At 55.9% G+C, this 20,038-nt stretch carries 14 protein-coding genes; 4 read left to right on the top strand and 10 right to left on the bottom strand.

What is annotated here, in order from left to right; all coding sequences use genetic code 11:
* Positions 1–117: 117 nt before the first annotated feature.
* Positions 118–858 carry a pyruvate formate lyase 1-activating protein gene (gene pflA / locus DD597_RS01950; protein WP_003858250.1) on the top strand — a complete coding sequence of 247 codons (741 nt, stop codon included), beginning with the start codon at positions 118–120 and terminating at the stop codon, positions 856–858.
* Positions 859–894: 36 nt separating this feature from the next.
* Here pflA and DD597_RS01945 read toward each other — a convergent pair whose 3' ends face one another.
* The 10 genes from DD597_RS01945 to lrp all read right to left on the bottom strand — a co-directional run bounded on the left by DD597_RS01945 (position 895) and on the right by lrp (position 14,890).
* On the bottom strand, positions 895–1,416 hold the full coding sequence (locus DD597_RS01945; RefSeq protein ID WP_022650721.1) for an anti-virulence regulator CigR family protein: 522 nt from the start codon (positions 1,414–1,416) through the stop codon (positions 895–897).
* Positions 1,417–1,539: 123 nt separating this feature from the next.
* Complete coding sequence (locus DD597_RS01940) at positions 1,540–2,688, bottom strand: MFS transporter (protein ID WP_003858254.1); 1,149 nt, start codon at positions 2,686–2,688, stop codon at positions 1,540–1,542.
* A gap of 274 nt (positions 2,689–2,962) precedes the next feature.
* Positions 2,963–3,826 (bottom strand): dimethyl sulfoxide reductase anchor subunit family protein, encoded by an 864-nt coding sequence (locus DD597_RS01930; RefSeq protein WP_003858256.1) that lies wholly within the window; start codon positions 3,824–3,826, stop codon positions 2,963–2,965.
* Position 3,827: 1 nt separating this feature from the next.
* A complete protein-coding gene (locus DD597_RS01925; protein WP_017384545.1) occupies positions 3,828–4,445 on the bottom strand; it encodes a DMSO/selenate family reductase complex B subunit in 618 nt (205 codons plus the stop codon).
* Positions 4,446–4,455: 10 nt separating this feature from the next.
* Positions 4,456–6,900, bottom strand: a complete 2,445-nt coding sequence (dmsA, locus tag DD597_RS01920; protein ID WP_129255906.1) for a dimethylsulfoxide reductase subunit A — start codon at positions 6,898–6,900, stop codon at positions 4,456–4,458.
* A 211-nt stretch (positions 6,901–7,111) separates the two neighbouring features.
* Positions 7,112–8,404 (bottom strand): serine--tRNA ligase, encoded by a 1,293-nt coding sequence (gene serS / locus DD597_RS01915; RefSeq protein WP_129255905.1) that lies wholly within the window; start codon positions 8,402–8,404, stop codon positions 7,112–7,114.
* Between the two features lie 92 nt (positions 8,405–8,496).
* The gene (gene rarA, locus DD597_RS01910; protein WP_003858268.1) at positions 8,497–9,840 is read right to left on the bottom strand and encodes a replication-associated recombination protein RarA; all 1,344 of its coding nucleotides are present in this window, start codon (positions 9,838–9,840) and stop codon (positions 8,497–8,499) included.
* A 9-nt stretch (positions 9,841–9,849) separates the two neighbouring features.
* Positions 9,850–10,464 (bottom strand): outer membrane lipoprotein chaperone LolA, encoded by a 615-nt coding sequence (gene lolA, locus DD597_RS01905; RefSeq protein WP_003858270.1) that lies wholly within the window; start codon positions 10,462–10,464, stop codon positions 9,850–9,852.
* A gap of 127 nt (positions 10,465–10,591) precedes the next feature.
* Entirely contained in the window at positions 10,592–14,260 is a 3,669-nt protein-coding gene (locus DD597_RS01900) for a DNA translocase FtsK 4TM domain-containing protein (protein ID WP_129255904.1), read from the bottom strand.
* A gap of 135 nt (positions 14,261–14,395) precedes the next feature.
* Positions 14,396–14,890, bottom strand: coding sequence for a leucine-responsive transcriptional regulator Lrp (gene lrp, locus DD597_RS01895; protein ID WP_000228469.1), 495 nt, complete (start codon positions 14,888–14,890; stop codon positions 14,396–14,398).
* Between the two features lie 543 nt (positions 14,891–15,433).
* Here lrp and trxB point away from each other — a divergent pair.
* The 3 genes from trxB (at position 15,434) to cydC (ending at position 20,004) form a co-directional block, all read left to right on the top strand.
* Positions 15,434–16,402, top strand: a complete 969-nt coding sequence (gene trxB, locus DD597_RS01890) for a thioredoxin-disulfide reductase (protein WP_003858303.1) — start codon at positions 15,434–15,436, stop codon at positions 16,400–16,402.
* Positions 16,403–16,516: 114 nt separating this feature from the next.
* Entirely contained in the window at positions 16,517–18,283 is a 1,767-nt protein-coding gene (cydD, locus tag DD597_RS01885; protein WP_045347134.1) for a cysteine/glutathione ABC transporter permease/ATP-binding protein CydD, read from the top strand.
* Positions 18,283–20,004 carry a cysteine/glutathione ABC transporter ATP-binding protein/permease CydC gene (cydC, locus tag DD597_RS01880; protein WP_023315743.1) on the top strand — a complete coding sequence of 574 codons (1,722 nt, stop codon included), beginning with the start codon at positions 18,283–18,285 and terminating at the stop codon, positions 20,002–20,004. The genes cydD and cydC overlap by 1 nt, the downstream gene beginning before the upstream one ends.
* The last annotated feature ends 34 nt before the right edge of the window (positions 20,005–20,038 follow it).

Below are 20,038 nucleotides of genomic sequence, written 5' to 3'. Positions count from 1 at the left end.
TCTCTTTTGTCCGCTATCTATACTTAATGGATAACAGCCAAAACAGACTCGACATAGCCTTTGAGCTGTGCATCTACATAGGCCCCCGGATGGGCCAAATTCGGAGATATCACCGCAATGTCAATTATTGGTCGTATTCACTCCTTTGAATCCTGTGGCACCGTCGATGGCCCGGGGATCCGCTTTATCACTTTCTTCCAGGGCTGCCTGATGCGCTGCCTGTACTGCCATAACCGTGACACCTGGGACACCCATGGAGGTAAAGAAGTCACCGTAGAAGATCTGATGAAAGAGGTGGTGACCTATCGCCACTTTATGAACGCGTCCGGCGGTGGCGTGACGGCATCCGGCGGTGAAGCCATTCTTCAGGCTGAATTTGTGCGCGACTGGTTCCGCGCCTGCCACAAAGAAGGCATTCATACCTGCCTCGACACCAACGGCTTTGTGCGCCGTTACGATCCAGTTATTGATGAACTGCTTGAAGTGACCGATCTGGTCATGCTCGATCTCAAGCAGATGAACGATGAGATCCACCAGAATCTGGTTGGCGTCTCGAACCACCGTACCCTGGAATTTGCCAAATACATTGCCAACAAAGGCGTCAAGACCTGGATCCGCTACGTGGTGGTGCCGGGCTGGTCAGATGATGATGACTCTGCACATCGTCTGGGTGAATTTACCCGGGATATGGGTAACGTGGAGAAAATCGAACTTCTGCCCTATCACGAGCTGGGTAAACATAAATGGGTGGCGATGGGTGAAGAGTACAAGCTCGATGGCGTGAAGCCGCCGAAAAAAGAGACGATGGAGCGCGTCAAAGGTATTCTTGAGCAGTATGGCCACAAGGTCATGTATTAACGAAAAGGCCCGGTGAAAACCGGGCCTTTTTATATTCTATTTAAAGACGCCGTTAATAACGGAAGTCACAATCGCTGTACTCAGCGCAATTAAGACCAGGTCGTCACCTACCACGCGCCATTCATAGCCCGGATAGGAAGGAAGCTGACCCAGCATATCGGCTGGCACGGTTTTCTTCGCAATGCCCGGAGGCAGTGGCTTACCGCGCGCCAGGTTTTTCGCAATACCCGGAGGCAGAGAGTCGTAGCCCGTTAAGCCGTAATTCAGGGCCAGATGGCGGGCATGATCGAAGCTTACGCGAGCATCCACATCATTACCGACATCTTTGCTGTTTTTAAAGCTCTTATCCGATTTCCCAGGGTTATCCTGACCGTTATTGTGCTTATTACCATGGTTACCAGAGTTCCCGTTACCATGATTGCCGCTATTACCTTGTCCGCCACCGTTTCCGTGACCACCGCCATTCCCGTTTCCAGGATTAGCCATGGCCGGAGCCGTTGCAAACGTTAAAGCCAACACTACGGCAAGTGCGGTAGTGGAAAAACGACGAGTAGACATGATGGCTGCCTTTTAGTGGGAGAACTCATTGGAATTATCGCCAGGCAGTAAAAACTCACAATAAGTAAAAGTCTTATATGTGACAGGGACAAAAAAGCCTGTCATCGACAGGCTTTTAATAAATCAGGCATGGGCCACTGGCGTTGGATGTTCGCCCACTTTGCGCAGCAGCATTAGCAGATAAATAAACGACACGCTGGCGATCATAATAAACAGCAGATTATCAGAATAATTTTGCATGAGCATAGCGGTAAAAGTCGGCCCCAGTAAACTGCCGATGGTGTAACTCAGCAATAAAGCCTGGTTCATCGCCACCAGCTGGTGATGCTCAACTTTCTCACAGGCCCACGCCATCGCGACCGGATAGAGCGTAAAGCCCGCAGCCCCCAGAATGAACAGCGCGGGCGCCATCGCGGCGTTGCTGAGCATGGCGAGACAGCCCATGATGACCACGAAGACCTGAACGCGCAGCACCAGCAGACGACCAAAGCGGTCCGCCAGGCGGCCAATCGGCCACTGGCCGACAATCCCCGCGCTGACCATCACCGCCATCCAGAAACCGATCCCGGAATCACTGACGCCCTGATGGTTAAGATAGAGCGGCATCAGGCCATAGAGCGAGCCCAGCACAATCCCGGAAATAATGCAGCCGTTAACCCCCAGACGCGCCTGGCGCAGTCTCAGCATCGGCCAGACGTGGGTGGCTTCCTGATGTTCGCTGTTTTGATTCACAATACGGGTAAAGAGCAGCGGCAGGATCGCCGCCAGCACCATGCCCGTCACCCACGGCAGCACGCTCATCAGGTCGGTTGGCAGTTTGCTGACCATCAGCTGTCCCAGAACGGTACCGACGTAGTAAACCATCATATAGGCCGCCAGCAGACGCCCGCGATTACGGGACGTGCCGCTGCACATCAGCGCACTTTCAACCACCACCCAGATCATGGCGCAGCCGACGCCCGCAATAAAGCGCCAGACCATCCAGCTCCAGAAGCCGACCATAAGGCCTAAACCGGCGCAGCCGACGGCAAAGATCAGCGACGCCAGATAATAACTGCGGTTAAAACCAAAGCGCTTAATAAGGCTGCCCGTTAATAAGGTGCCCAGCAGATTGCCCGTAAAAAAGGACGAGCTAACCATACCCACCTGCCAGGTCGGTAAGTTTTCATGGGCGAGCCATAGCGGGACGAGTGTGTTTAACACCGCGATCGCCAGGGTCAGCAAAAGCAGGCCACAGAGCAACAAAAGCACCGGGCGGGTATAGGTGGTCATGGATTAAAAACCGTGAGGAAGTTCAGATTTCGTGCGCATCATGCCACTGGCAAAAATAAAGTCAATCCACCGATTCAGGCGTCACGCACGTTATGCACCTTGTCGATTTAAAAAACTCATCCTGCTAATGCAAAGCCTGCTACTGATATTAATTATCTATTTGTTTTTATTTATTTCCGGGAATTTTTACAACGAAACATCAGTCGAAAAATTTCATGAATGAAAAAAGAAAAGCCGGGCGCTATGTCCCGGCTTTTTATAACAAAATCTAAAATTAGCTGGCGATAGCCAGACCGACCGTCATATGCAGACCATAAAATACGCCGCGACCAATTAACTCCCCTGCCAGCACCAGTACAAAGGCCAGGGACAGTAACGGCAGCGCAGGCGAGTAACCTTTAAGCTGAGGGGCAATCCAGCACACCAGCGCAGCCGTCAGCAGCACCACACGCCAGGCCATCAGCGAACCGTAATCCGGCACCAGCGCCGAAGCCTGCTGGATAGAGCTGTGAATGGTCGCCAGCTCCGCTCCCTGCATGAGCGCGACAACGGTACTGATTACCAGCGCCAGCAGCGAGACCGCGGGCAGCAGGCGCATCGCCCAACCATTAATGCCAGCCACGCGCAGCAGCAGATAACCCAGCAGGGGCCCGCCAATAAACATGGTCAGGAAGAAGCTCATCGGCGTCCAGACGCTGTACCAGGTTGGAACCGTATCAATGGTGTTGTACACCCTGACCATCATCCAGACGAAGACAACGCCCAGTACCATGGTGACGATGAGCCACAACGCGCGTAACCCTGACGGCAGCTTTTTCACCGCTGCCAGTAACCACCCCAGCCCGCCAACGGCAAAGAAGATTGCACCGCTGGCAATCTCGTTACTCAGCGAAGAGGCACCTACGCGGTTCAGGGAGTTAAACGCGCGCATCGGTGAGCCCAGGTGCAGCGTAGAGGCGATAAACCCAATGCCCATCAACACCCACAGGCCAAACATGCTTAACACTAAACGCTGCTGCTGTTCAGTATTGAGGTTCCCTTTTAACAGCGCCAGCGCAAGAACGATAAACCCGCCCGCCACGCACTGCCCAAAGACCGTGAAGATCATCAGCGGCCATTCATGCCATCCACTTCCCATCTCACACCTCCTTCGGGTTTGCCAGGTAGCCGGTGGTGTCACCCGTCGGACGGCTGTTGGCGTTAGGTTTAATCACAATACTCGGCTTTGTGAAGTGCGCAGACGGCAGCGGCGCGACGGCAGCAAGCTGGCCGTGTTTTTTGCGCAGCTCCTCAATCGGGCCAAAGTCCAGCGCGCGCAGCGGGCAGGATTCGACGCAGATGGGCTTTTTGCCGTCCGCCACCCGGCTGTGGCAGCCGTCGCACTTGGTCATGTGGCCTTTGGCGGCATTGTACTGCGGCGCGCCGTACGGGCAGGCCATGTGGCAGTAGCGACAGCCGATGCAGACATCCTCGTCCACCACCACAAAACCGTCGTCACGCTTGTGCATTGCCCCGCTCGGGCAGACCTTGGTGCAGGCCGGATCTTCGCAGTGGTTGCAGGCAATCGACAGGTAATAGGCGAAGACATTCTGATGCCAGACGCCGTTATCCTCCTGCCAGTCGCCGCCCGCGTATTCATAAATACGACGGAAGCTAACGTCCGGGGTCAGATCTTTGTAATCCTTGCAGGCCAGCTCGCAGGTTTTGCACCCGGTGCAGCGGCTGGAATCAATAAAAAATCCATACTGGGTTGTCATCGGTTACTCCTTACGCCTTTTCAACCTGAACGAGGTTTGTGTGGGATGGGTTGCCCTTCGCCAGCGGCGATGGACGCTGCGTAGTGAGAACGTTGATGCAGCCCGCCTGATCGATACGGTTCGCATCCGGGTTATACCAGGCGCCTTCCCCCAGCGCGACAACGCCAGGCATCATACGCGGAGTCACTTTAGCTTCGATATGCACTTCGCCACGTCCGTTGAAGATACGTACGCGATCGCCATTACTGATGCCGCGGGCTTTCGCATCCATCGGGTTGATCCACATCTCCTGTCGGCAGGCCGCTTTCAGTACGTCAACGTTGCCGTAGGTGGAGTGAACACGCGCTTTGTAGTGGAAACCGGTCAACTGAAGCGGGAATTTCTCCGTCAGCGGATCGTTGTAGTTTTCGAAACCAGGCGTATAGATCGGCAGCGGATCGATAACGTCCCCTTCCGGCAATTCCCAGGTCGCGGCAATTTTTGCCAGCTCTTCCGAATAGATCTCGATTTTGCCCGACGGCGTGGTCAGCGGATTGGCCACCGGATCCTCGCGGAAGGCTTTGTACGCCACGTGATGCCCGTCCGGATCGCGCTGTTTGTACATCCCCTGCTTGCGGAAGGTATCGAAGTCCGGCAGGTCTGGAATGGCTTTGCGGGAGAGCTCATGCAGATGGCGCATCCACCCTTCCTGTGTGCGTCCCTCGGTGAACTGCTGCTCAACGCCAAGACGTTTCGCCAGTTCGGACGTCATCTCATAGATGGTTTTGCACTCGAAGCGCGGTTTGATGGCCTGGTCAGTGAAGATCACATAGGACATGTTGCCGCAGGAGGCGTCCAGCGCAAAATCCATCTGCTCAGAGGCGGTGCAGTCTGGTAGCAGGATATCGGCATACTTCGCCGACGAGGTCATATGGCAGTCGATCACCACAATCATTTCGCACTTCTTATCATCCTGCAAGATTTCGTGGGTGCGGTTGATTTCGGAGTGCTGGTTAATCAGGCAGTTGCCGGCATAGTTCCAGATCATTTTGATCGGCACATCCAGCTTATCTTTGCCCCGAACGCCGTCGCGCAGCTCGGTCATTTCCGGGCCGCGCTCGATCGCGTCAGTCCACATAAACATGGAGATGCTGGTCTGAACCGGATTATCCAGCGTTGGCATACGTTCAAACGGTACTTCATATGAGCCTTCACGCGCGCCGCTATTACCGCCATGAATGCCGACGTTGCCGGTCAGAATCGAAAGCATAGAAATGGCGCGGGTGGCAATTTCGCCATTCGCGTGGCGCTGAGGTCCCCAGCCCTGGCTGATATAAGCCGGTTTGGTTGAACCAATTTCACGTGCCAGCTGAACAATACGTTCGACAGGAATGCCGGTGATAGTGGATGCCCACTCCGGGGTTTTCGCCACGCCGTCGCTGCCCTGGCCAAGAATATAGGCTTTATAGTGCCCGTTAGCCGGTGCGCTGGCTGGCAGCGTCTTCTCGTCGTAACCGACGCAGTATTTATCCAGGAACGGCTGGTCGACGAGGTTTTCAGTAATCATCACATACGCCAGCGCATTGACCAGCGCCGCGTCGGTACCAGGGCGGATGGGGATCCACTCGTCTTCACGCCCTGCGCCGGTATCGGTGTAGCGCGGATCGACGATGATCATTCGTGCGTTGGATTTGGCGCGCGCCTGCTCAAGGTAATAGGTTACCCCGCCGCCGCTCATGCGCGTTTCGCCTGGGTTGTTGCCGAACAACACCACCAGTTTACTGTTCTCGATATCCGACGGGCTGTTGCCGTCTGCCCAGCCTCCGTAGGTATAGTTCAGGCCCGCGGCAATCTGTGCGGAAGAGTAGTCGCCGTAATGATTGAGATAGCCGCCGCAGCAGTTCATCAGGCGCGCCACCAGCGTTTTACCCGGCGGCCAGGAACGGGTCATGGTGCCGCCAAGCGTCCCGGTGCCGTAGTTGAGGTAGATAGATTCGTTGCCGTACTGTTTGATCAGGCGCTGCATGTTGGTCGCGATAATATCGTAGGCTTCATCCCAGCTAATGCGCTCGAACTTCCCTTCCCCACGCTTACCGACGCGCTTCATTGGGTATTTCAGACGATCCGGGTTATATACGCGACGGCGCATTGAGCGACCACGCAGACAGGCACGAACCTGATGTAACCCTTCGTAGTTATCATCGCCGGTATTGTCGGTTTCGACATATTTGATTTCACCGTCCACCACGTGCATACGCAGTGGGCAGCGGCTACCGCAGTTAACGGTACAGGCACTCCACACCACTTTTTCCGGGGCTGAAGCGGGAGACAGAGCCTCCGCCGCCGACGCCAGTCGGGTAAAGGGGAGCGTAAAGGCGCTGCTGGCAACCGCCAGACCACCTATTGCCGTGGTTTTCATCAACCCACGGCGAGTGACCTCGGCAGCCATTAACGCTTCAGGCGCTTTGATTTTCATAAAGACTCACTTTGGTTGCTCACAAAGAAAAGAGAGGCGGCGCAAACCGCTATGTAGTTTTATTTATAACGAATTACAACGTTATTGGTGTTTTATGCTGACTTTCGTTCGGAGGAGTATTACTACTTTAGAGGGAGGGGTTATTGCTTCGTATCAAATCAGAGTCATAAAAAAAGCGCCCTGAGGCGCTTTTTTGTCTTAGAGCAAATAATTAGCCGATGAACTGCTGGCCTTTCATGTAAGGGTGCAGCACTTCAGGGATCTCAATGCGACCGTCTGCCTGCTGGTAGTTCTCCAGCACGGCCACCAGCGTACGACCAACCGCCAGACCAGAACCGTTCAGGGTATGAACCAGACGGGTCTTCTTGTCGGACTTGCTGCGGCAACGCGCCTGCATACGACGCGCCTGGAAATCCCAGACGTTAGAGCAGGAAGAGATTTCACGGTAGGTGTTCTGCGCAGGTACCCACACTTCGAGGTCGAAGGTTTTGCAGGCGCCGAAGCCCATATCCCCGGTGCACAGCGCCATACGGCGGTAAGGCAGCCCCAGCAGCTCCAGCACTTTTTCCGCGTGGCCGGTCATCTCTTCCAGCGCGTCCATAGACTCTTCCGGACGAACGATCTGCACCATCTCAACTTTATCGAACTGGTGCATACGGATCAGACCGCGCGTATCGCGACCGTAAGAACCGGCTTCAGAACGGAAACATGGAGAGTGCGCAGTCAGTTTGATTGGCAGATCGTCTTCGTCGATGATCTCATCACGCACGAGGTTGGTCAGCGGCACTTCCGCAGTTGGGATCAGCGCGTAGTTGCTGCTGTCAGCTTCCTCGTCCAGCGGACGGGTATGGAACAGATCGCCGGCAAATTTCGGCAGCTGGCCTGTACCGTACAGCGTATCGTGGTTAACCAGATACGGAACGTAGGTTTCGCTGTAGCCGTGCTGCTCGGTGTGCAGATCCAGCATGAACTGCGCCAGCGCGCGGTGCAGGTGAGCAATTTGCCCTTTCATTACCACGAAGCGAGAACCGGTCAGCTTAACCGCTGCCGCAAAGTCCAGGCCCGCGTGCATTTCGCCCAGCGTCACGTGATCGCGCACTTCGAAGTCAAACTCGCGAGGCGTACCCCAGCGTTTCACTTCAACGTTGTCGTTTTCGTCTTTGCCGACAGGCACGCTGTCGTCAGGAATGTTCGGGATCGCCAGAGCAATATCGCGAATTTCAGCCTGAAGAACGTCCAGTTCAGCTTTCGCCTGATCCAGCTCTTCACCCAGTTTGTTCACTTCCAGGCGTAATGGCTCAATATCTTCCCCGCGCGCTTTCGCCTGGCCAATGGATTTCGATCGAGAATTACGCTCTGCTTGCAGATTTTCAGTTTGTACCTGCAAAACTTTACGACGCTCTTCAAGAGCGCGCAGCTTATCTACATCCAGCTTAAAGCCCCGGCGTGCCAGTTTTTCAGCGACTGCGTCTGGCTCATTACGCAGCAGATTGGGATCGAGCATGCTTATCCTGTGCTTATCGAATTAAAAAAGGAAAAAGTGACCACAGCCTGCGGCCACAGAGATATATTGCCAACATTACCGCAACGATTGAACTAACGGTAGCGTTTTATAGGGCTATTTTGATCCTGTCCGGCAAGCCAGGCGAGCTTTTCGCCAATCTTACCCTCAAGACCTCTGTTTGTAGGGTGATAATAGCGGGTTTGTGCCATCTCCTGCGGGAAATACTCCTCCCCGGCGGCGTAGGCATTGGGTTCATCATGGGCGTAGCGATACTCCTGCCCGTAACCCATTTCTTTCATCAGCTTTGTAGGGGCATTGCGAAGGTGTACCGGAACGTCGTAATCCGGACGTTCACGTGCATCCGACATCGCCGCTTTGAAGGCGGTATACACCGCGTTACTTTTCGGCGCGCAGGCCAGATAGACAATTGCCTGCGCAATGGCACGCTCACCTTCCGCGGGTCCGACGCGGGTAAAGCAGTCCCAGGCGGAAATAGCGACCTGCATGGCGCGTGGATCGGCATTACCGACATCTTCTGACGCAATGGCCAGGCAGCGACGCGCGACATATAACGGATCGCCACCGGCGGTAATGATACGCGCATACCAGTAGAGTGCCGCATCCGGCGCGCTGCCGCGCACGGATTTATGTAACGCAGAGATAAGATCGTAGAAACGGTCGCCTTTATTATCGAAGCGCGCACTGCGTTCACCGGCAATTTCGGTGAGCAGTTCAGGCTTCAATACGCGCTTGCCCGCATCGTCCACTTCGGCCATATCGGCCATCATTTCCAGCGTATTCAGTGCCCGACGCGCATCGCCGTTGACCAGTTCAGCGATCGCACGACGCGTCTCGTCCGGCAGAACGATATCCTGTCCGCCGTAACCCCGCGCTTTGTCCTCCATCGCCTGGGTCAGAACCTTTTCGATATCCTCTGTGGTCAGGGATTTAAGCAGGTAAACGCGGGCGCGGGAAAGCAGCGCGGAGTTGAGTTCAAACGACGGGTTTTCCGTGGTTGCGCCGATGAAGAAAATCGTGCCGTCTTCAATGTGCGGCAGAAACGCATCCTGCTGGCTCTTGTTGAAACGGTGGACTTCATCAACAAACAGAATGGTGCGGCGCCCGGCATTACGGTTTTGCCGTGCGCGCTCGATCGCCTCGCGGATCTCCTTCACGCCGGAGGTAACCGCCGAGATGCGCTCAACGTCCGCGTTAGCATAGCGGGCGATCACTTCAGCGAGGGTGGTTTTGCCGGTGCCGGGTGGCCCCCAGAGGATCATGGAGTGCAGATGCCCCGCCTCAATAGCGCGCGGCAAGGGTTTCCCCGCAGCCAGCAGGTGTTGCTGGCCGATGTACTGCGCTAAATTTTCTGGCCGCATACGGGCGGCCAGAGGTTGAAACGCATTATCTGAAAAATCGAGCGACAGGTTGCTCACTCATGCCTCTTACTTATTACGTTGGTCATCCACCGTTACGCCCTGCGGCGGGGTAAAGGTGAATTTCGAAGCATCTACAGCGCCGTTTTGCTGAGACTTAAGCTGATAGCTACTGCGCTGATCGTCCTGCTCAACCGCGCCGAACTGATTGATGGTACCGTTGCTGCTCACGTTAATCGTGAACTGCTTCAGATTACCGTTGCTGCCTTTTGGCGTCAGGACGAACTCATCACCGTTTTGTTTGATGTTGTACTGCTGCCAGTCGCTGGACTGGTTACGGGCAATGAGCATAAACGGCGTATTGCTGGTCGCGTCTTTCAGCCAGGTGGCGGTCGCCTGCTCAACAAACGGGTTGTAGAACCACAAGGTTTTCCCGTCGGACACCAGCACGCTTTCATCAGGCTGGGTCATGTGCCAGTTGAAGAGATTCGGGCGTTTCACCCACAAATCCCCCTGACCTTCCTGCACCGCGTTGCCGCTGCCGTCAGTCACTTTTTGCGTGAAGCTGGCGTGGAAGCTGCTCACTTTATCCAGTCGGCTTTTAAGGTCGCTGGCTGCATCAGCCCAGACGCTGCTGGCAACAAAACTGGAGAGTAATGCACAGGCGATGGCGATTTTTTTCATTGTTATTCCTTAAAATACGTCTTCCCGATATGGGGGTTCCGTTTCTATTCTGGACCTGCCCGAAGGCAGGCGACAGAAGAATATGCTTAATTTTTGCTGATTTACCCTTCTTTGCAATCGCTGAAGGTTAATCAAAAGGCGGTGGTGCCAGCACCTCTCGGTTACCGTTATGCCCCTGTTCGCTCACAATACCCTGGGCTTCCATCTGCTCGATAATACGCGCCGCGCGGTTGTAGCCGATACGGAACTGGCGCTGGACGCCGGAGATGGACGCCTTACGTTTTTCGGTGACGAAATTAACCGCCTGGTCAAATAACGGATCCAGTTCTTCGCCGCCGTCAAAACCACCGCCGCCACCTTCGCTTTCACTGTCGGAGGTGATGCCGTCAACGTATTGCGGCCGCCCGCGCGCTTTCCAGTCCTGTACCACCGCATGCACTTCCTGGTCGCGAACAAACGCACCGTGGACACGCACCGGCGAGGTGGAGTTCGGGCCGGAATAGAGCATATCACCCATTCCCAGCAGCGACTCTGCACCGCCCTGGTCAAGGATAGTACGCGAGTCAATTTTACTCGACACGGTAAACGCGATACGGGTCGGGATGTTTGCCTTAATAAGACCGGTGATAACGTCTACGGACGGACGCTGCGTTGCCAGTACCAGGTGGATGCCCGCCGCACGCGCTTTCTGTGCCAGACGCGCAATCAGCTCTTCCACTTTCTTACCAACGGTCATCATCAGGTCGGCAAATTCATCCACCAGCACCACGATGTAAGGCAGTTTTTCCAGCACCGGATGCTGGGCATCCATGCTGTCACCCGGCTTCCAGTATGGGTCCGGAATCGGACGGCCCATACGCGCCGCCTCGGCGATTTTCTCGTTATAACCGGCCAGGTTACGCACGCCCAGCGCCGACATCAGCTTGTAGCGACGCTCCATTTCATTGACGCTCCAGCGCAATGCGTTGGCGGCGTCCTTCATGTCGGTCACCACTTCCGTTAACAGGTGCGGAATGCCTTCGTAGACGGACAGTTCAAGCATTTTCGGGTCGATCATGATGAAACGCACATCTTCAGGCTGCGCTTTGTAGAGCATACTGAGGATCATGGCGTTCACCCCGACTGATTTACCGGAGCCGGTGGTACCCGCAACCAGCAGATGCGGCATCTTCGCGAGATCGGCAACCACCGGATCGCCGGCGATATCTTTACCCAGCACCACGGTCAGCGGGGACGGGTTGTCGCGGAATTTGGTGTTATCCAGAACTTCACGCAGATAAACGGTCTGGCGTTTCTTGTTTGGCAGCTCAAGGCCAACGTAAGGCTTACCTGGGATCACCTCCACCACGCGTACCGCCACGGTCGACAGAGAACGCGCCAGGTCACGGGACAGGTTAGAAATACGTGCCGCTTTTACGCCTGGCGCCAGATTCAGTTCGAAACGGGTGATCACCGGGCCAGGTGAGTAGTTCACCACGTCCGCTTTAATACGGAAGTCAGCCAGACGCGCTTCCACCAGACGGGCCATCTGTTCAAGGGCAAAGGTATCCACCGGCTCGACTTCCGCTGGCGGCGGCGTTAACAGATCCAGCGACGGCAGCGGCGTACTTGGTCGTTGCAGCGGACGGCTGTCTCCGTTACGCATCAGCAGCGGGTGAATCAGGCTTTCCTGCGGCTGTGGTGCTGGCTGCTGGAACTGCGGCTGCGGCGGTTGGGCCGGTGGTGTATGCGGCTGCGCATAAGCCTGCGACGCTGGCTGTGGTGGCTGCGCATTAACCTGTGGCGCTGGCGCCTGACGCACCGGTTCCGCTTCCGGCATCACGCTCGGCGTGAACAGCGGTTCGCTCGGACCGTCATCCACCAGATCTTTCATCGGTGAAAATTCAAAGTCCGAGAGCGAGAACGGATTTGCCCCCGAAGGCTGCTCACCGGAATAACGTTGCTGTTGCGTGGCGGCAAACTGACGCGCTAATTCCGCTTCGGCAGCATCATCTTCATCCTGCTGAGAATGAACATCGTGTTGGTACTCATTCCCGTAGCGTTGAGTCTGTTGGGCAGCAAACTGACGCGCCAGCTCATCCTGATGCAGTTCGTCGGCATCATCTTCGTAGTCGGATTCACGGGCTTTCTCTTCGGCCATACGCTGAGAAGGCAGTTTAATGCCATAAGAGGCCAGCTCCCGGCGCGTAGGTACGCGCACGCGATTAGGGCGCGGCAATTGTGGACCAATGCCCTCTTTCACCTGAGGACGCGGCGCACCGTCGATTGCCGGGCTAAATAGCGGAGCGGACGCGGCAGCGGCTGCCGTTGCCTGCTTCACGGTTTCTGCTCCTGACGCAACGGCTGGCGCTGGGTCTACAGGTGCAACGCTCGCAGAAGGCGCTTTTACAACAGGCTCCTGCACCGGCTCAGGCACGGGCTGATACCAGGCGGCAAGCTGCTCGCGCTCACGGGCACGGCGCTCTTCCACTTCTTCAAAATAGTACAATGGCGGACGGGATGGCTTCGCTTCCTCCACCACTTCGGGTTCAGACACCGGCGCAACATATGGCTGTTCAGGCACAGCGGGTTCGGGCGTATAAGCCTGATACGGCTGTTGCGGCTCGCTGGCAGGTTCAGACGGATGATACGATTGCTGACACTGTTCCTGCTGCACAGGAATATAGCTTTCAGGCTCCGGCGCAATGGTCGGTTCAGGCGTATGGACGCCTGGCGCAGTCTGCCAGTCCACCTGCGGTTGCTGGATCGCGGACTCCGGTGCCGGAACAGGCGAGGACGGCATCACGGCTTCAACAGGCGCAACATGGGCCTGCGCAGCCGTCGTTGCGGCAGCAGCAGCGGCTACCGGTTCAGTCACGGAATGACCATGCAACAGCGGATCGTATTCGTCATACTCACCCGGCGTAGCTCGATGACCAGAGAACAACACATCATCAGGATCGACGGCCGCACCGCGATACTCAATCTGCTCGTCTTCATCCATACGTTTGCCGGAGAAAAGCGCGGCATCCGTTTTACGGCCTAACGGGTTAGCGAATTTTTCAGCAACGCGCTGGCGGCGTGCCAGAGCACCGCGCAGAATACGGGCACGGCGGGATTCACGACGCTGCACAGGTGCCTCGTCTTCCTCTTCGTATTCATCTTCATATTCGTCTTCATCGACCCACGTATCATCACGACGGGTGCGATTGCTGGCAAACGTCAGCAGAGTCAGAATAAAGCTGCCGATTTTTTCGGCAATGCTCACCCAGGACCAGCCGGTAAACAGCGTCAGGCCCGCCGCCCAGATGCAGAGCAGCGCCAGCGTGCCGCCGCTGCTGTGAAGCATCGGTTGCAGCGCGGAGCTCAACAGGCTGCCAATCACACCGCCGGAGGCGAAATACCAGATGTCATCGGCATTGATCGCCGCCAGTCCGCAGGAGGTGAGGATCAGCGCCAGGGCGCCAATCAGGCGCAGCGAAACGGCAAAATAATCGATGTAGTCGTCGTTCTGTCGATGACGCCAGGCAAACCAGCATCCGCCAATAATGATGACAGGAAGGGTATAGGCCATCACACCGAAAATGAAGAAGAGCGTGTCCGCAAGCCAGGCGCCGGGAACGCCACCCAAATTATGGATAGGCTCATGCCATGCGGTTTGCGACCAGCTGGGATCTGAGGGGTTGAAACTGAGTAAGGCAGCCATCAGCCAGACGGCAAAAAGGGCAATAACAATCAGTAACGCCTCAAGGAGACGACGTCCGCTGCTTAGCTTAGATAATGTGACTTCTTTGTCTTCAGTGTATTCCTGGCTCAAGAAAGGCTCTCCAGGTATCAGGCATGTCCTGCCTGTGTGCTAAAACGGACAACAGCGCCGGGACTCCCCGGCACTGTTGCTGTATGGATTAACAGGAGTGTAATCAAACTACACTGATTTTGCACCTGTTCCGTGTTAGCGCGTCTTAATAACCAGACGATTGCTCTGTTTGACCTCTTCCATCACCACATAAGTACGGGTGTCGTTCACGCCTGGCAGACGCAGCAGGGTTTCCCCCAGCAGCTTACGGTAGGCGGACATATCAGGCACACGGGTTTTTAACAGGTAGTCAAAATCACCGGAAACCAGATGACACTCTTGAATTTCTTCAAGTTTTTGTACAGCGGCGTTAAATTGCTCAAACACATCTGGTGCACCACGATTCAGAGTAATCTCAACAAATACCAGAAGTGAGGCATCCAGATAATGCGGGTTCAGCAGAGCCGTATAGCCCTGAATAAAACCCTGTCTTTCCAGTCGACGCACACGCTCAAGGCACGGCGTCGGGGAAAGTCCCACACGTTTTGAAAGCTCGACGTTGGAAATACGCCCATCCTTTTGCAATTCATTAAGAATGTTACGATCGATACGGTCGAGATCTTTGCCAGGGCGCTTCTTGCTATCTACCATTATTATTGTCTCTCTGTATTCCTTCCCTACTCCTGCCTGGACCCTGTGCACATCACTGTTCAGAGCCTGTACCCGTTATTCATCACATCGCCTGGTTATGTATTAGACGCGATGTGGATTCGGGTTCTGCGGTAAGAAGACCGTTGCCCGAAAGCAGTCACAGACATCACGTATGGCGTCTGTCCACACCATGCGTAGATTTCACTGACCCGGTAAAAATGGCATTTCCGTGCATGTCTATGCGGCATGCAGTTCGTGCGTCTTTTTTTCTTCCTTGAATGTTTTCGCAAAAGCGCAGGGGATTGTCAAAGCAAAACATCGATTTTTAGTACAAGATGCCGGATATTCATTACGGAGGGGTATTAATCCTCATTTTATTGCCTTATAAACGCGCTGTTTTCAGTAGCAGACGTGATGTGACCGCCTCTGACCCATAGGGCGCGTCTATTGCATATATCGGAAGCAAAACTGCCCTGCTCTTTTTTTACGGCAACAAATTCCCTACAATCCAGCCCATTGCCTGCCAACAACAATGGGGATCTCATGGGCACGACCAAACACAGTAAGCTGCTAATCCTTGGATCTGGACCTGCGGGTTATACCGCAGCGGTCTATGCTGCACGCGCTAACCTGCAACCGGTACTGATCACCGGGATGGAAAAAGGCGGTCAGTTGACCACCACCACGGAAGTGGAAAACTGGCCGGGCGACCCGAACGACCTGACCGGGCCGCTGCTGATGGAGCGCATGCACGAGCATGCCGCCAAATTCGAAACCGAAATCCTGTTCGACCACATCAATAAAGTGGATTTGCAGAACCGTCCGTTCCGCCTGACGGGTGACAGCGGCGAATACACCTGCGATGCGCTGATCATCGCCACCGGCGCCTCTGCCCGCTATCTCGGTCTGCCGTCTGAAGAAGCGTTCAAAGGCCGCGGCGTGTCAGCCTGCGCGACCTGCGACGGTTTCTTCTATCGCAACCAGAAAGTTGCGGTGATCGGCGGTGGTAATACTGCGGTCGAAGAAGCGCTGTATCTGGCAAATATTGCCTCAGAAGTACACCTGATCCACCGTCGCGACACCTTCCGCGCGGAGAAGATCCTGATCAAACGCCTGATGGACAAAGTGGCGAGCGGTAACATTGTGCTGCATACCAACCGTACGCTGGAAGAAGTAACTGGCGATCAGATGGGCGTGGCGGGGCTGCGTATCCGTGATACCCAGAACACCGATAACGTCGAAACGCTGGAAGTGGCAGGCCTGTTTGTGGCAATCGGTCACAGCCCGAACACGGCTATCTTTGAAGGTCAGCTGGAGCTGGAGAACGGCTACATTAAAGTGCAGTCTGGCATTCACGGCAACGCCACCCAGACCAGCGTTCCGGGTGTCTTCGCAGCTGGTGACGTGATGGACCATATTTATCGTCAGGCGATCACCTCTGCGGGCACCGGTTGTATGGCCGCGCTGGACGCAGAACGCTACCTGGACGGGCTGGCTGAACAAGGTAAATAATCTTTACAAGTCAGTAACAAACGTAAATAAAGGCGGCCACTGGTCGCCTTTATTTTTGCTCACGTGTAACATGCAGATGTCTAATTTCTTATAACGTCACCTGCAAAGTACGCAATGGAAAAAACCCGTCAACAAGAGTTAACCCGCTGGCTGAAACAGCAAAGCGTTCTGTCCCGCCGCTGGCTTATGATTTCCCGCGTTCTGGGATTTATCAGCGGTCTGTTGATTGTTGCCCAGGCATGGCTGCTGGCCCGCATTCTCAACCATATGATCATGGAGAACATCCCGCGCGAAGCGCTGCTGTTGCCGTTTATCGTTCTGGCGCTGGTTTTCGTTCTGCGTGCGTGGGTGGTCTGGCTGCGCGAGCGGGTTGGGTTCCATGCCGGGCAGCACATCCGCTATGAGATCCGCCGCAAGGTGCTCGATCGGCTTTCAGAAGCCGGGCCTGCGTGGATCCAGGGCAAGCCGGCCGGTAGCTGGGCGACGCTGATCCTTGAGCAAATCGACGATATGCACGATTACTACGCGCGTTATCTTCCGCAGATGGCGCTGGCGGTGTTTGTGCCTCTGATGATTGTTATCGCCATCTTCCCGGTTAACTGGGTGGCGGCGCTGATCCTGCTGGGGACCGCCCCGCTGATCCCGCTGTTTATGGCGATGGTCGGCATGGGCGCGGCTGATGCTAACCGCCGCAACTTCCTGGCGCTGGGTCGGTTGAGCGGTCATTTCCTGGACCGTCTGCGCGGTATGGAAACCCTGCGGATCTTTGGTCGTGGTGAAGCGGAAACCGAAAACATTCGCCTGGCGTCGCAGGATTTTCGTCAGCGCACCATGGAAGTGTTGCGCATGGCCTTTCTCTCTTCTGGCGTACTTGAATTTTTCACCTCCCTGTCGATTGCGCTGGTGGCGGTTTACTTTGGTTTCTCCTACCTCGGCGCGCTGGACTTTGGTCACTACGGTACGGCGGTTACGCTTTCCGCTGGGTTCCTGGCGCTGATCCTGGCCCCGGAATTTTTCCAGCCGCTTCGCGATCTCGGCACCTTTTACCATGCCAAAGCGCAGGCGGTGGGTGCTGCCGACAGCCTGAAAACCTTCATGGAAACGCCGCTGGCGCATCCGGAGCGTGGTGAGGTAACGCTGAATACGAACGATCCGGTGACCATTGAAGCACAGAATTTTTCTGTTCTGTCGCCTGAAGGCAAAGTACTGGCCGGTCCGCTGAACTTTACCCTGCCTGCCGGGCAACGTGTGGTGCTGGTGGGTACCAGCGGCTCAGGTAAAAGCTCATTGTTGAATGCGCTTTCAGGTTTTATGGCGTACACCGGATCGCTGCGTATCAACAAAACGGAGCTGCGCGAGCTCGATCCTGATGCCTGGCGTAAACAGCTAAGCTGGGTGGGGCAAAACCCGCAGCTGCCAGCTCCGACGCTTCGCGAGAATGTGCTGCTGGCACGCCCGGATGCGCGTGACGATGAGCTGCAATCGGTCCTCGACCGCGCCTGGGTCAGCGAGTTTCTGCCGCTGCTTGCGCAGGGTATCGATACCGTCATTGGCGATCAGTCTGCCGGGCTGTCAGTAGGCCAGGCACAGCGCGTCGCGGTTGCCCGTGCGCTGCTGAACCCCTCTTCGCTAATGCTGCTGGACGAACCCGCCGCCAGCCTGGACGCTCATAGCGAGCAGCGCGTGATGGATGCGCTTAACGCAGCCTCACGCCAGCAAACCACCCTGATGGTGACTCACCAGCTGGAAGGTATTGCCGACTGGGATCAGATCTGGGTGATGGAAAACGGACACATTGTTGAGCAAGGCGACTACGCCGCGCTTGTTGCCGCGCAGGGGCCGTTTGCGACCCTGCTGGCGAACCGTCAGGAGGATATCTGATGCGCGCCCTGCTTCCGTATCTTGCACTGTATAAACGCCACAAATGGATGCTGACGCTCGGGATCGTGCTGGCGATCGTCACGCTGCTCGCCAGCATCGGCCTGCTTACGCTTTCCGGCTGGTTCCTCTCCGCGTCTGCGGCCGCAGGCTTTGCCGGACTGTACAGCTTTAACTACATGCTGCCTGCCGCCGGGGTGCGCGGCACGGCGATTACGCGAACTGCCGGGCGCTACTTCGAGCGTCTGGTCAGCCACGACGCGACCTTCCGCGTGCTGCAACACCTGCGTATTTATACGTTCAGCAAACTGCTGCCCCTCTCCCCTGCCGGGCTGGCACGTTTTCGACAGGGCGAATTACTCAACCGCGTGGTCGCGGATGTGGATACGCTGGATCACCTCTATTTGCGCGTCATTTCACCCATGGTGGGCGCGTTTGTGGTGATTGTCGTGGTCACGCTGGGGTTGAGTTTCCTGGATGTTCCCATCGCACTGACGCTCGGCGGCATCATGCTGATGACGCTGATTATTCTGCCACCCCTGTTTTATCGTGCAGGTAAAACCACCGGGGAAAACCTGACGCGCCTGCGCGGGGAATACCGCCAGCAGCTCACCGCCTGGTTGCAGGGACAGGCCGAGCTCACCCTTTTTGGTGCCAGCAAGCGCTACCGCGCCCGCATGGAAAATACGGAGCTGAACTGGCATGAAGCCCAGCGTCGCCAGTCTGAACTGACCGCTTTCTCCCAGGCGCTGATGATGTTAATTGGTGGGATTGCCGTAATCGCCATGCTCTGGATGGCCTCCGGTGGCGTGGGCGATAACGCGCAGCCTGGCCCGCTAATTGCGCTGTTTGTTTTCTGTGCCCTGGCAGCCTTTGAAGCCTTAGCCCCGGTTACGGGCGCCTTTCAGCATCTCGGCCAGGTGATTGCCTCTGCGCTGCGCATTACGGATATTGCCGAGCAGGAGCCGGAAGTGAAGTTCAGCGCGGGTCAAACCGCTGTGCCGGAGCAGGTCGCGCTGACGCTCAGCAATGTCACTTTCGCCTACGACAAGCCGGCGCAAAACGCGCTGGAAGACATCACCCTTTCTGTTGATGCCGGCCAGCGCATTGCGATCCTTGGCCGTACGGGATGTGGAAAATCGACACTTCTGCAACTTCTCACGCGCGCGTGGGACCCACAGCAGGGCGAGATTCGGTTTAACGACGTTCCGCTGTCTGGTTTTAGCGAAGCGGCCTTGCGTAAAACGGTCAGCGTCGTGCCCCAGCGGGTGCATCTGTTCAGCGCTACGCTGCGCGATAATCTTCTTCTGGCGGCACCAGACGCCTCCGACGATACGCTGCGGGCAATGCTGGAGCAGGTTGGGCTGCACAAGCTGCTTGAAGACGATGGCTTGAACAGCTGGCTGGGTGAAGGGGGTCGACAGCTTTCCGGCGGCGAACTGCGTCGTCTGGCCATTGCGCGTGCGCTGCTGCACGATGCGCCGCTGATGTTGCTGGATGAACCGACAGAAGGACTGGATGCCACGACTGAGAGTCAAATCCTTGATTTACTGGCGAATGTGATGAAAGGTAAAACCGTACTGATGGTCACGCACCGTCTGCGCGGGCTGGTGAATTTCGATCAGATAATTGTGATGGACAACGGACACATAATTGAGCAAGGTAGTCACGCAGAGCTGCTGGCAAAACAGGGTCGCTACTACCAGTTTAAACAGCGCCTGTAGACTATATTTGTAGCGTCCTCTCTCGCGTACTGGA

Origin of the sequence: Enterobacter cloacae complex sp. 677-3DZ2D5B, from assembly GCF_004136695.1 — a bacterium.
GTDB classification, from domain to species: Bacteria; Pseudomonadota; Gammaproteobacteria; order Enterobacterales; family Enterobacteriaceae; genus Enterobacter; species Enterobacter hormaechei_C.
Note: the sequence above shows the minus strand (reverse complement) of the source record. Positions and strands in the feature narration are given on the sequence as shown.

What these genes read in the sequence shown, in the direction of transcription:
- lrp (WP_000228469.1), bottom strand. Translation starts at nt 14,890, where the DNA reads ATGGTAGATAGCAAGAAGCGCCCTGGCAAAGATCTCGACCGTATCGAT.
- DD597_RS01945 (WP_022650721.1), bottom strand. Translation starts at nt 1,416, where the DNA reads ATGTCTACTCGTCGTTTTTCCACTACCGCACTTGCCGTAGTGTTGGCT.
- cydC (WP_023315743.1), top strand. Translation starts at nt 18,283, where the DNA reads ATGCGCGCCCTGCTTCCGTATCTTGCACTGTATAAACGCCACAAATGG.
- DD597_RS01930 (WP_003858256.1), bottom strand. Translation starts at nt 3,826, where the DNA reads ATGGGAAGTGGATGGCATGAATGGCCGCTGATGATCTTCACGGTCTTT.
- pflA (WP_003858250.1), top strand. Translation starts at nt 118, where the DNA reads ATGTCAATTATTGGTCGTATTCACTCCTTTGAATCCTGTGGCACCGTC.
- DD597_RS01925 (WP_017384545.1), bottom strand. Translation starts at nt 4,445, where the DNA reads ATGACAACCCAGTATGGATTTTTTATTGATTCCAGCCGCTGCACCGGG.
- DD597_RS01940 (WP_003858254.1), bottom strand. Translation starts at nt 2,688, where the DNA reads ATGACCACCTATACCCGCCCGGTGCTTTTGTTGCTCTGTGGCCTGCTT.
- serS (WP_129255905.1), bottom strand. Translation starts at nt 8,404, where the DNA reads ATGCTCGATCCCAATCTGCTGCGTAATGAGCCAGACGCAGTCGCTGAA.
- lolA (WP_003858270.1), bottom strand. Translation starts at nt 10,464, where the DNA reads ATGAAAAAAATCGCCATCGCCTGTGCATTACTCTCCAGTTTTGTTGCC.
- trxB (WP_003858303.1), top strand. Translation starts at nt 15,434, where the DNA reads ATGGGCACGACCAAACACAGTAAGCTGCTAATCCTTGGATCTGGACCT.
- dmsA (WP_129255906.1), bottom strand. Translation starts at nt 6,900, where the DNA reads ATGAAAATCAAAGCGCCTGAAGCGTTAATGGCTGCCGAGGTCACTCGC.
- cydD (WP_045347134.1), top strand. Translation starts at nt 16,517, where the DNA reads ATGGAAAAAACCCGTCAACAAGAGTTAACCCGCTGGCTGAAACAGCAA.